Annotated in this window: 7 protein-coding genes and 1 pseudogene; 4 read left to right on the top strand and 4 right to left on the bottom strand. The window is 72.6% G+C overall.

Annotated features, from left to right (window positions below):
* Positions 1–189: 189 nt before the first annotated feature.
* Genes ACFVJX_RS35575 through ACFVJX_RS35565 form a run of 3 tightly spaced genes read right to left on the bottom strand, consistent with a single transcriptional unit; the run spans position 190 to position 2980 of the window.
* Positions 190–918, bottom strand: coding sequence for a cupin domain-containing protein (locus tag ACFVJX_RS35575; protein WP_384132567.1), 729 nt, complete (start codon positions 916–918; stop codon positions 190–192).
* A complete protein-coding gene (locus ACFVJX_RS35570) occupies positions 912–1835 on the bottom strand; it encodes a PmoA family protein (RefSeq protein ID WP_384132564.1) in 924 nt (307 codons plus the stop codon). Before ACFVJX_RS35570 ends, ACFVJX_RS35575 begins: the two co-directional genes overlap by 7 nt.
* Positions 1832–2980 (bottom strand): Gfo/Idh/MocA family protein, encoded by a 1149-nt coding sequence (locus ACFVJX_RS35565; protein WP_384132561.1) that lies wholly within the window; start codon positions 2978–2980, stop codon positions 1832–1834. Before ACFVJX_RS35565 ends, ACFVJX_RS35570 begins: the two co-directional genes overlap by 4 nt.
* Before the next feature lie 303 nt (positions 2981–3283).
* Here ACFVJX_RS35565 and ACFVJX_RS35560 point away from each other — a divergent pair, with 303 nt between their 5' ends.
* A complete protein-coding gene (locus tag ACFVJX_RS35560) occupies positions 3284–4327 on the top strand; it encodes a LacI family DNA-binding transcriptional regulator (protein WP_384132558.1) in 1044 nt (347 codons plus the stop codon).
* 654 nt (positions 4328–4981) lie between these two features.
* On the top strand, positions 4982–8173 hold the full coding sequence (locus tag ACFVJX_RS35555) for a family 78 glycoside hydrolase catalytic domain (RefSeq protein ID WP_384132555.1): 3192 nt from the start codon (positions 4982–4984) through the stop codon (positions 8171–8173).
* A 32-nt stretch (positions 8174–8205) separates the two neighbouring features.
* Here the strand turns inward: ACFVJX_RS35555 and ACFVJX_RS35550 are convergent.
* A pseudogene (locus ACFVJX_RS35550) lies at positions 8206–8523 on the bottom strand (helix-turn-helix domain-containing protein); the annotation flags it as partial.
* A 205-nt stretch (positions 8524–8728) separates the two neighbouring features.
* Between ACFVJX_RS35550 and ACFVJX_RS35545 the strand changes: the two are divergent.
* On the top strand, positions 8729–10231 hold the full coding sequence (locus tag ACFVJX_RS35545) for an FUSC family protein (protein WP_384132553.1): 1503 nt from the start codon (positions 8729–8731) through the stop codon (positions 10229–10231).
* A gap of 227 nt (positions 10232–10458) precedes the next feature.
* On the top strand, positions 10459–11529 hold the full coding sequence (locus ACFVJX_RS35540) for a lactonase family protein (protein ID WP_384132551.1): 1071 nt from the start codon (positions 10459–10461) through the stop codon (positions 11527–11529).
* The last annotated feature ends 78 nt before the right edge of the window (positions 11530–11607 follow it).

The raw sequence follows: 11607 nt of genomic DNA, 5'->3' as shown, positions 1-11607 counted from the left end.
GCGCGCACGTTTTTTCTACACGCACCCCGGCACCCCACCCCCCGGGCCGGCCCCTCTCGGGGCCGCCCCAGCCCTGCCCCCACACGCGGGTGCGCGGGGGGGGGGGCGCCCCCCCCGGCCGCTTCGGGGCTCGGGCATGGGGGCCTTCCAGGGGTGAGACGTGGATGGGGCGTTGGTCCGGGCCGGCTGTCAGATGCCCGGGTAGACATCCAGCCGGCCGCACATGCCGAAGCGGCCGCGTGCGGTGGGCCCGGTCGCGGTCACCCGGGCGCCCGACAGATGACCGTCGTCCTTGCCGCGCAGCGCGTCGAGCTGTGACCGGGTCGCCTCCGATGCGGCGTGGGCGCCGTCGCGCCAGCGCTGCTCCCAGTCGTCCAGCCTCGGCCGCACCAGCTCGGTCGCGGCTCGCCGGAACGCCGCCAGGGGCTCCGGATCGCCGCTCTCGAAGGCCTCGCGCAGCTCCAGGAAGCGCGCCGTCGCCAGGTCGCGGCGGGCGCGCGCGACGAGCACCTGCTCGGCCTCGGGGACGTCGGCCGGGATCCGCACCGCCTCGGCGTACGTGTCCCCGTCGACGAGGCGGTCCGGCGGCAGGGTGAGCACCGCGTCGCCGGCCTCCGGCAGACCGCTGTTCTGCATGACGACGGTGATTTCCAGGCCACCGTCGTTGACCAGACGGTGAATCGTGCCGGGCGTGAACCAGGCCACCGTGCCCGGCTCCAGGGGCGTCTCCCGGTACTCCGCGGCGGTGAGCGTCTGTACCGCGCCCCGGCCCGCCGTCACCACGTACCCCTCGCTGCAGGTGAGGTGCAGATGCGGTGTACCGCCGCCGGGCAGGCCCTCGATGGTCGGCCAGTCGTACACGGTCAGCCGGGACACACCGACCGCACCCGGGAATCCGTCGTACGCCGCGCTCACCATGAGAGCCCCTCCAGGTGGGAGGTGACCTGCTCGCGGTCCCAGTCGCCGTCGGCGACGACGACGCGGTAGCCGCGGGCGAGCGTGTCGCCGGGCGGGAGGACCAGCTCGTCGTGGAACGCCCAGGACGGCGCGACCGCGGCGAACGGGTCGCTGCGCACGAACCAGTGCGCCGGGTGCGTCCCCTTCTCGCCCGCGTGGTCGTTGGCCGGTGCGTGCTCGAAGACGACCGTGGCGTGGCCGTCCCGCCCGTCGTGCTCGCCGACGTACGCAAGCCACGGAGCCTGACTGCCCATCAGGTCGCCATCGGTCGCCTCCGCGGTGAACACGCGGCCGTCGCGGAAGGCGCGTGGACCACGCCAGAAGAGCCCGGTGTATCCGGCCGCGGGTCGGCCGTGGGTGGTGGGGCTGCCGAAACGCAGGGGCTCGGTGCGCCGGTTGGTGACGGCCGACGTCCACGTGAAGGTCCAGCTGCCGCTCTGCGGGTCGACATCGAGCACCTCGATGCGGCGCTCCTCCTCGGCCCACAGCTCGCCGCCGTGCGGGTGCCAGGTCAGCCGCTCCGCGATGACTGCGCGGTCTTCCGAGGCGTCGACCTCCTCGAAGGCCACGTGGGCCATCGAGCCGACCTTCTCCGGCAGCGGGAGGTACCCCTCGCCGTGCACATAGGTGTTGCCGCCCCACAGGTTCTGCCCCGACAGGTGGGAGGCCGTCAGCTGCAGCCCCTTGTGCCAGCGGTGGTCGTTGGGGCGGTAGTCGGTGACCAGCCCGCCGGACAGTGTCCGGACCGGGTGCAGGTAGGGCTTGGGCGCCTCCCACGGGGCTTCGGGGCGGTAGACGTAGGAGAACAGTTCGGTTCCGGTCGCCTCGTGGGCCACCGTGATCCGGTCACCGTGGGCGTGGGTCAGCGCGAGCGTCATGCGTGGTCCTCTTCCTTGCCGGTGGCGGCCGGCGCCCAGCCCGGGGCGCCGCCGTGCAGTTCGGTGTAGTACGGGTCGCCGGGGCCGATGTCGCCCGCGCGCACGGTCGTGTCGGTGAACGCGGACTTGTACAGGGCGGTGATGAACTCGAGCGTGCGCCGCCCGCCGGCGCCGCTGGTGGCGTGCCGCCGGCCGCTCCTGATGTCGTCGACCAGTACGCGTAGCTGGGCCAGGTGCGAACTGGGCTCGTCGGCACCGAAGTCGCGCCAGGCCGCTACGGTCTCCTCGGGGACGCCGGGTGCAGGGGTGATGCGCCAGTCCGCGTTGCGGTAGCCGTACAGGTGGGTCAGCTCGATGGTGGCCAGCTCGCAGTCGATGCGGATGCGGCTCACCTCGTCCGGGCTGAGCACGCTGTTGACGAGGGTGGCGACGGCCCCGCCGGCGAAGCGCACCTGCGCGGTGGACACGTCCTCGGTCTCCACGTCGTGCACGAGCCGGGCTGCCATGGCGCGCATCTCGTCCCACGGGCCCATCAGGTCCAGCAGCAGGTCGGTCTGGTGGATGCCGTGCCCCATCGCCGGGCCCCCGCCCTCGGTCGCCCACCGGCCCCGCCACGGCACGGAGTAGTAGGCGTGGTCCCGGTACCAGGTGGTCTGGCAGTGGGCCACCAGCGGCCGGCCGAACGCGCCGCTGCTCAGCAGTCCGCGTACGTGCCGTGCCCCGGAACCGAAGCGGTGCTGGAAGACGATGGAGGCGTACGGGTCCGCGCCGCCGCCCTTCTCCGCGGCCTCCATGGCATCGAAGTCCGCCAGCGAGGGGCAGGGCGGCTTCTCGCACCACACCCAGGCGCCGGCCGTGAGCGCCGCGACGGTCTGGTCCCGGTGCAGCGCGGGCGGTGTGCACAGCACCACCAGGTCCGGCCTGACCTCGGCGAGCATCGCGTCGAGATCCGTGGACGTGTACGCGATCCCCGCCCCGTCGGCGAGGGTGCGTGCCGCGGCCAGGTCGACGTCGACCGCCGCCACGAGCTCCACCTCACCCTCGGCGGCGAGCGTCATCAACGCGGGGAGGTGGCTGGAACGCGCGATGCCCCCCGTGCCGACCACGGCTGCGCGCAGCGGGGCGTGCGAATGGTGCGAAGACATGCGGACCCTCTCAGGAGACGGACGGGTGGACCACTGCGGGCGGCGCGAACGTGTGGGGCGCCCTCCGCGTGGGCTCTGAGTGCTCAGCCCTGCCATGGGCGCAGGAGGACCCGGCCCACGGGCGTGCGACGGCCGGCCGCCCTTTCGCGGCCCGACCGATTCCGATTGGTTCCAACGTTGTAACCGCCGTGTATCTCCGGGGTCAACCCTCTGTCGGGAAGGAGTTGCCGACCGGTCCGGCTGCTGACAGGCATGGCGAGGCCATGCATAATCAGGGAAAACGACGGTTATGGGGGCTCATCGGTGGCGGCAGTGACACTCAAGGACGTGGCGGAACGCGCAGGGGTGTCGATCAAGACCGTGTCCAACGTTGTACGCGGGGCCCCGCGGGTGTCCGAGAGCACGCGAACCCGCGTGATGCAGGCCGTGAGCGAGCTCGGCTACCGGCCGAACCCGTCGGCACGCCGGCTGCGGACCGGCCGAAGCGGCCTCATCGCTCTCGCCGTCCCGGACCTCGCCACGCCCTACTTCGCCGAGCTCGCGCACCACGTCGGGGCGGAGGCCTCGGCCCACGGATTCACCGTCCTCATCGAGGAGACGCTGGGGGACGCCAGGGAGGAACTGCGCCTGGCCACAGGCGTGCACGCGTCACTGCTGGACGGCGTGATCCTCTCGCCCCTGCACGTGTCGGCCACCGATCTCGCGCCGGTGGCGGACGAGTTCCCGCTGGTCCTGCTCGGTGAGCGCAGTTACGAAAACGATCGCGTTGTGGCCGACCACGTCCTCATCGACAACGTCGCCGCAGCGCGTGACGTCGCCGCGCACCTGGCCGGCCTGGGCCGTACGAGGATCGGCGCCATCGGTGTGGACCGGCCGCAGTCGGCGACCAGCCGCCAGCGCCTGGAGGGATTCCAGCAGGCGCTGCACGAGGCCGGGCTGACGTATGACCCCCGACTTGCCGCGCCGGTCAAGGAGTTCGACCGCCGCAACGGACTGCTGGCGATGCGCGGACTCCTCGCCCTGCCGGCGCAGGAGCGGCCCGACGCGGTCTTCTGCTTCAGCGACATGCTGGCCGTAGGTGCTCAACACGCTTTGCACGAAGCGGGATTGAGCGTTCCCGGGGATATCGCACTGGCGGGAGTGGACGGCTCCGAGGAGGCGCTCTACAGCACGCCCTCCCTCACCTCCGTGGTCCCCGACAAGGCGGCGATCGCATCCTTGGCCGTGAAGTGCCTGGCGGCCCGCATCCGTTCGCAGGAACGGGTGCCGTTCGAGGTGTACATGGCTCCGTACTGGCTGGAGGTGCGGGAGTCCACGGACGGTGTGCGGCGGCGGCTGTCGCACTGAAGGGCGCCTCCCGCCGGGGCCCCGGCGCATCGAGCGGGAGTGCCCGCCGTGGCACGCCGCGCGTGGCGGGGACCGCCGGCCCGGGGGAGCCCCAAGACCGGGAGCGCGCGGGGCGGAAGCGGATCGCGGTGCCTCCCTGCCTTCACCGGCGACGAGTTCCAGCCTCGGTACGGTGGACGCGTGATGGTGTGGTCCGTCGGCGCGGTGGACGCGCGGTGGCGTGGTCGGTAGGTGCGGCCGGTGCCGCGAACGCCCCGGCGGGTATCCGCGCCGGAGCCGGTTCGACGGCTTCCGTATCGGGTGAGGTCGCTCATTGATTCCAACGTTGTAACAAACGTTTCCGCAGGCGCCGGCCCGGTGGCGGGCAGAGTGATTCGCCGGCCCCGGCCCCGGCTGCCGACCACTAGCCATCAGCCGTCGGCCGCCGGGGCTCGGTTCGGCCGGGATCTCGCCCGCCGCCGCGCTCGGGCGATCCGCGCCCGGGTGGTCGAACGCGCACCCGGTCACCGCGGTGAACCGGAGGGTCAGCCCATCTCCCTAAAACGATTCACTCCACCCGGTCGCTAACTCTGCCCTATCTGTTGACCCGATTTCGTGACAGCGTCTAACCTCCGAGCCATCCGTATGAAACCTTTCATTTCTCCGGGGCTGCCCATGTCCAGTCACCTGTCGCGCCGAACCATCCTGCGGCTGGGAGCTGCCGCGTCCGCCTCCGTCGTCGTGCTCACCGGCCCCCGGGCGTTCGCCGCAGGACGGGGCGGAGCCACGACGGAGGCGCCCACCGGCCTGCTCACCGATCTCCTGCCGCAAGGGCTGGGCGCCACCGCCGGACAGCGGCCCCGGTTCAGCTGGCAGGTGCCCGACCAAGGCCCCGGCACCCGACAGCGCGCCTACGAACTGGAGGTCGCCACCACCCCGACCGGTTTCGAGAAGGGGCAACTGGTCTGGCGCAGCGGCAAGGTGACTGCTGCCGGGTCGACAGCGGTGGCCTACGGCGGTCCGGCGCTGAAGCCGCGCACCGCCTACTGGTGGCGGGTCAGCAGCTGGGGGAGGAGGAGGTCGTCATGGTCGAAGCCGGTGCTGATGGCGACCGCGGTGGAGGACCAGTGGCAGGCCGAGCCCATCTGGGCCCCGGCCGGGCCCACCATGACGGACGGCACGTTCACCACTCGGCTGAAGATCACCGCGGTGGCCGCCGGGCTGTGGTTCCGGGCCTCGGACGCCGCCAACAACTACATGTGGCAGCTGCGCGCGGACGACACCGCCGGAGTGCTGCGCAAGCACGTGTGCGTGGACGGCACCTACAGCGTCCTCGGCGAGGTGACCCTGCCCTTCCCGGTCGCCACCGGCGAGTGGATGGACCTCGCCGTCACCATGACCGGCTCCACCTTCACCACCAGCATCGCCGGCACCGTCGTCGACACCACCACCCACACCCGGTACGCCTCGGGCAACATCGGCCTGCGCAACGGCCGTACCGAGTCGCAGGTGTACGACAGCCTGCGCTTCACCGCGGCCGACGGCACCGTGCTGGTCCAGGACGACTTCGCCTCCGACAGGGGCACGCTCGCCGCCGGCACCGTGGCCGACGGCGTTCTCACCTTCCCCACCGACGTTTCCTCGCTGTCCTCCTACGGCGCCGATGACACCTGGGCGCTGCTGAGGCACGAGTACGGCCTGGAGCCCCGCAAGAAGGTCGCCGCCGCCGTGCTGCACGTCGCCGCCACCTCCGCCGCCCCGGCCCGCCAGTACGTGGCCAAGGTGTGGAGCAACGGCAGCCTCGTCGGCTACGCCTCCGTCCGTTCCGGCTCCGGCGTCGCCTACCAGTCCTTCGACATCACCGACACGCTGCGCGCCGGCCGGGCGAACGCCCTGGCAGCCCTCTGCCACACCACATCGGAGCAGAAGTTCCTGGCCCAGCTGGAGATCACCTACGCGGACGGCAGCCGGGCCACCATCGGCTCCGGTGACGCCTGGAAGGCCCGCGGCCAGGCCGGTCTGCTCCCGGCACGGGGCAGCGCCGGCAGCTCCTTCTTCGCCGTCCCCCAGGAGCACTGGGACCTGCGCAACGAGCCCGTCGGCTGGACCGAGCCCGGCTTCGACGACGCTGCCTGGCCGGCCCCCGCCGTCCGTCCAGCGGTCGAGGGCCTGGCCCCGGCCCTCATCGAGCCCGTACGGCTGCACGACGTCACCCCGGCCTCGGTCACCGAGGTGGCCGACGGGCGCTGGCTGGTGGACCTCGGCCGTGAGATAGCCGGCGGTCTGTCCCTGGAGGTCACCGGGAACGCGGGCGACACCGTGGAGGTGCGCCTCGGCGAGGAACTCGACGCCGACGGCACCGTGAAGTACCAGCTGCGGGCCACCAACGTCTACCGTGAGGTGTGGACCCTGCGGGACGGCGCCCAGCGTTTCGAGCACTGGGGCTACCGCGGCTTCCGCTGGGCCGAGCTGCGCACATCCGCCGACCTGTCCCGGGCGACCGTCAAGGGCCGTGCCTGGAAGCTCGACTGGGAGGGCTCCGACTCCTCCTTCAGCAGCTCGGACCCCGATCTCGACCGGGTCTGGGAGCTGTGCCGCTACTCCATCGAGGCCACCCGCGGCGACCTCTACCAGGACACCCCGACCCGCGAGCGCGGCCCCTACGAGGGCGACGCACTGATCAACCAGCTCTCCGAGTACGGCGTGCAACGCTCGTTCGCGCTCGCCCGGTGGTCCAACGACTACCTGGTCCGCCGGGGCACCTGGCCCACCGAGTACCGGCTGATGTGCGCGATCTCCGCCTGGGAGGACTACCTCGCCACCGGCGACGACCGGCAGCTCGCCAAGGACTACGACCTGCTCGCCGCCAAGAACCTCACCTCCTTTCTGGGTGCCGACGGTCTGGTCCACAAGTCGCCCGGCAACAGCAGCGAGGACCTCGGCGACCTGGTCGACTGGCCTGCCACGAACCGCGACGGCTACGTCTTCACCAGCGTCAACACCGTCGTCAACGCCTTCCAGTACGCGGCCTTCGACGCCCTCGCCAAGTGCGCCGCGGTTCTCGGCAGGGACGACGAGGAAAGCGTCATGAAGGAGCGGGCCCGCACTCTCGCCGCCGCCATGCGCGACACGCTGCTCGACACCTCGGCGGGCCGGTTCCTCGACGGTGCGGGCACCACCCACAGCGCCCAGCACGCCACCGCCTTCCCGGTCGCACTCGGCGTCACCGCGCCCCTGGAGGGGAAGGCGCTGGCCAGGATCGGTGACACGCTCGCCGCCGGCGGCATGAGGACGAGCGTGTACGGGGCACAGTTCCTGCTCGACGCGTTGTTCCGGCTCGGCCGCGCCGACGCCGCCCTCGCACTGCTCACCTCCAGGGCCACCAACTCCTGGCTGCACATGATCGACGACCTGGACGCAACCATCGTGACGGAGGCGTGGGATCCGTCGTTGAAGTCGAACATGACCTTCTCCCATGCCTGGGCCTCCGCCCCGGCGAACGCCGTGGCCCGGCATGTGCTGGGCGTCCAGGTCACGGAAGCGGGCGCGGCCGGGTTCCGCGTCCGGCCCAGGACCGGGAAGCTGACCCGGGTCGACGGCACGGTCCCGTCGCTGCGCGGCGCGGTCTCGGTCTCCCTGCGCCGTTCCTCGAACACGCACTCCCTGGAAGTGACCGTGCCGCCCAACGCCCGTGCGGTGGTGGAGCTGGAGATCGGGGACGCGCACCCGCGGGCGTACCGGGTGGCCCCGGCCGGCGCACCCGGGGACGGAGGCGTCCGGGTGACGTCGTTCGACGACCTGACCGGCACCGTGCTGCGGGTCGGCCCGGTCGGATCGGGCACTACGGTGATCGCGCTGCGTGGGTAGGCCCGCGCGGTCACCGAGTGGTCAACGTCCGGTCAACGTCCGGCGGTTGTGGCGCGGCTGGGCCACGCGATGTCGTCAACGGCGAGAAACGGCTCGCCGGCCACGGTCGCCGGGGTTGCCCCGGTGAACGCCCTGACGTCACGGTGCAGGTGGGACTGGTCGGCGTAACCGGCGTCGGCCGCGACCCGGGCCGCGGCCTCACCCGCCACCAGTCTGTGGGCGGAATGGTCGAAGCGGACCAACCGCACGGCTCGTTTGGGCGGCAGGCCGGGCTGCGACCGGAACCGGGACCACAGGCGCTTGCGGCTCCAGCCGACCTCGGCCGCGAGTCCGTCGACCCGGGGGCGGCCCGTGAGGTTGGTCCGTTGGCTCTACCGTGGCCGGTCCGCCTGAAGTATTGCTGGGCCATTGGCCCAGTAAAGTGGGTTCGAGTTGAACCATAGGTCCTTCGGATGCTGAGATGGGGCTGTCAATGGCGCTGCGGGTCCTCGGGGATCTCTGTGGCGCCTTTCTCATGTCCGCGGCTGGTCCGGGTACGAAAAGGGGCGGGGCAACTTGCTGAAGAGGGTGTTCGGCGCACACGATCCGGGGCGGATCCGGCTGCGGTTCGCGTCCCGGGCCGTTCTCGGTATCGGGCTCGCCGTCGCGCTGTGCGGGACGGCCGGGCACTCGCTGGCGGCGGCCATCACCGGAGGCCTCGCCGCGCTGCTCGCGCTGTTCACGGTGACCGACCCGACCGTGCGCGGGCAGGCGATCACGACCGCGTTCCTCCCCGTGGCCGGCCTCCCGGTGCTCACGCTCGCCGCCGTGCTGCACGACGTGCCCGTCGCGCGCGACCTGGCGTTCCTCGCCGTCGTGGGGGCCGGGGTGTACGCGCGGCGCTGGGGGCCTCGCGGGCATTCGCTCGGCGTGTTCGCCTTCATGTCCTACTTCTCCGCCCAGTTCCTGCACACCGTGCCCGGCCGGCTGCCCGAGCTGTACGCGGCCGTGCTCCTGTCGCTCGTCGCCTCATCGGTGGTGCGGTTCGGGGTGTGGTGCTACGAGCGGCGGCTCGCCGCACCGGTGGCGGTCTCCCTCCCCGCCGGGGGCGCTGGCCTCGCGCGGATCACGACGCGGCAGGCCGTGCAGGCGACCCTGGGGGCCGGGTTCGCGCTCGCGGCGGGGCAGGTACTGTCCGACCAGCGCTGGTACTGGGCGGTCGGAGCCACCTGGTGGGTGTTCGTGGCCACGACCTCGCGGGGCGAGACCGTCGTGCGCGGGTTCAGACGATTCCTGGGGACGGTGCTCGGGATCGGCCTCGGCTTCGCCGTGGCTGTGCCGCTGCACCATGAGCCGGTCGCGGCCGCCGTGGTCGTGGCGGTGAGCGTGTTCGGGATCTTCTACACCGCCGCGGTCTCCTACACGTGGATGATGCTGGCCGTGACCGTGATGGCGAGCATGCTGTACGGACTGCTCGGCGTGCTCGACACCGGCCTGCTCATGCTGCGGGTGGCCGAGACCGCGGCCGGTGCGCTCGGTGCCGTACTGGCGGTGCTGTTCGTGCTGCCGGTCACCACGCACTCGGTGACCGAGGCGTGGGTGGAGCGGGCGCTGCGATGCGTACGCACGTGCACGGCGGAGGCCGCTGCCCGGCTCGCGGGGGGCGAGGAGGCCGACCCGCCGGGGCGCGTTGCCGAACTGGAGGCGATCCTCGGCCGGGTGCGCCTGTCGCTTGCGCCGCTGGTGCATCCGCTCAACCCGATGAAGGCCCGCAAGCGGCGCGCGCGACAGGTGCTCGCCCTGCTCGACGACTGCGCGCGCGAGGTGCGCGGTCTGGCCTCGGTTGCCGCCGATCCGGAGGCCTCGCACGACATCCGGCTGGCCGCGGCCTGCTGGCGGGTGGAGGCCGCCGTCGAGGCGCTCACCGATGCGCCGGCCGACGAGGGGGAGCTCCGCCCGGACCACGCGGCGGCCGCGGAGCCGGAAGGCGCGCTCGCCCACCTCCACGCGCTGGAGCGGGCCCTGCTCGAACTCGCGGTTCCCCTGCGCAGGCCCAGCCGGATCCCGGCCGGCGCCTGAACCGCCGACACGAGTCCCGGGCCCCGCTCGTTCCGGCCCGACCGCCCGACCGCCCGACCGCCCGACCGCCCGACCGCCCGACCGCCCGACCGCCCGACCGCCCGACCGCCCACCCTTGGTCCAGACCACGCAGGTGCGCTGCTACCGTCGCCGCGGAAGATCACGGCGGTTCCGCCGGTCCCGGTGGGCCCGGCGGTCGTGATCAGTCGGCGGAGAGAGGCAGTGCGATGGACAGCAGCAACGGTGTCGGACGGGCATTCATCGGGTCGTTCACCTCGGCGGGCGGGCGGGGAGTCACCGTCGCCGCCGTCGACCGGGACACCGGGTCGCTGACCGTTCTCGGCGCGACGGACGCCGTCCCCGACCCCTCGTACCTGGCGCTGGGCCGAGGCAGGGGCCCCGGCGGAACGGTGCTGTACGCGGTCAGCGAGACCGAGCCGGGAGGGGCCGCTGCCCTCGACATCACCCACGACGTCCCCCGGCCGATCGGTGAAACCCGGTCCGTGGACGGCGACGGCCCCACGCACCTCGCACTCGCGGGCGGCCGGCTGATCACCGCCAACTACGGCTCCGGCAGCGTCAGCGTGCTGCCCGTGCTCGATGACGGTTCACTCGGTGCGGTCGTCGGCGTGCTCCGGCACGAGGGCGGCGGGCCGGACGCCGGCCGCCAGGAGGGCCCGCACGCCCACCAGGTCCTTCCCGACCCGTCGGGGAAATGGGTGCTCAGCGTCGATCTCGGGACCGACTCGGTGCGGATCTGCGCGCTCGACCCGGACAGCGGGGCACTGCGAACGCACGGGGAGACGGCGCTGCGGCCGGGCACGGGTCCGCGCCATCTGGCCTTCCATCCCGATGGCGCCCACGCCTATGTGCTGAACGAGCTCGAACCCACGGTCACGGTGTGCCGGTGGGATGCCGCGGCCGGGGTGCTCGAATCCGTCGGCGAGACGTCCGTACTGCCGGTGGAGGCGACCGGGGAGGGTGCCGCCGCCAGTTATCCGTCGGAGGTCGTCGTCTCGCACGACGGCAGGTTCCTCTGGGTGGCCAACCGAGGGCACGACAGCATTTCCGTGCTGGCCCTCGACGCCACCGGCGAGAAGGCGTCCCTGGTCACGACGGTGGGCTGCGGCGGGCACTGGCCGCGCGACCTGGCGCTCGACCCCACCGGACGGCGGCTGTACGCGGCCAATGAGCGCTCGGGGGACGTCAGCTGGTTCTCCGTGGACCCGGAGACCGGGATCCCGAGCCGTGAGGGCTCCCTGGAGGCTCCGGCGGCCTCCTGTGTGATCTTCGCCTGAGGGGCGCGGCGCGAGGCCCGGAGGGCTCGTACGCGCAGGTGGCGGCCGGGCCGGGACTCCCCGTACGTCCCTCGGGGG

The sequence above is a fragment of the Streptomyces sp. NPDC127177 genome, from assembly GCF_042672475.1.
Taxonomy (GTDB): domain Bacteria; phylum Actinomycetota; class Actinomycetes; order Streptomycetales; family Streptomycetaceae; genus Streptomyces.
Note: the sequence above shows the minus strand (reverse complement) of the source record. Positions and strands in the feature narration are given on the sequence as shown.

Excerpts from the sequence above, each read along its gene's own strand:
- ACFVJX_RS35540 (WP_384132551.1), top strand. The coding sequence starts at position 10,459 with ATGGACAGCAGCAACGGTGTCGGACGGGCATTCATCGGGTCGTTCACC.
- ACFVJX_RS35565 (WP_384132561.1), bottom strand. The coding sequence starts at position 2,980 with ATGTCTTCGCACCATTCGCACGCCCCGCTGCGCGCAGCCGTGGTCGGC.
- ACFVJX_RS35570 (WP_384132564.1), bottom strand. The coding sequence starts at position 1,835 with ATGACGCTCGCGCTGACCCACGCCCACGGTGACCGGATCACGGTGGCC.
- ACFVJX_RS35555 (WP_384132555.1), top strand. The coding sequence starts at position 4,982 with ATGTCCAGTCACCTGTCGCGCCGAACCATCCTGCGGCTGGGAGCTGCC.
- ACFVJX_RS35575 (WP_384132567.1), bottom strand. The coding sequence starts at position 918 with ATGGTGAGCGCGGCGTACGACGGATTCCCGGGTGCGGTCGGTGTGTCC.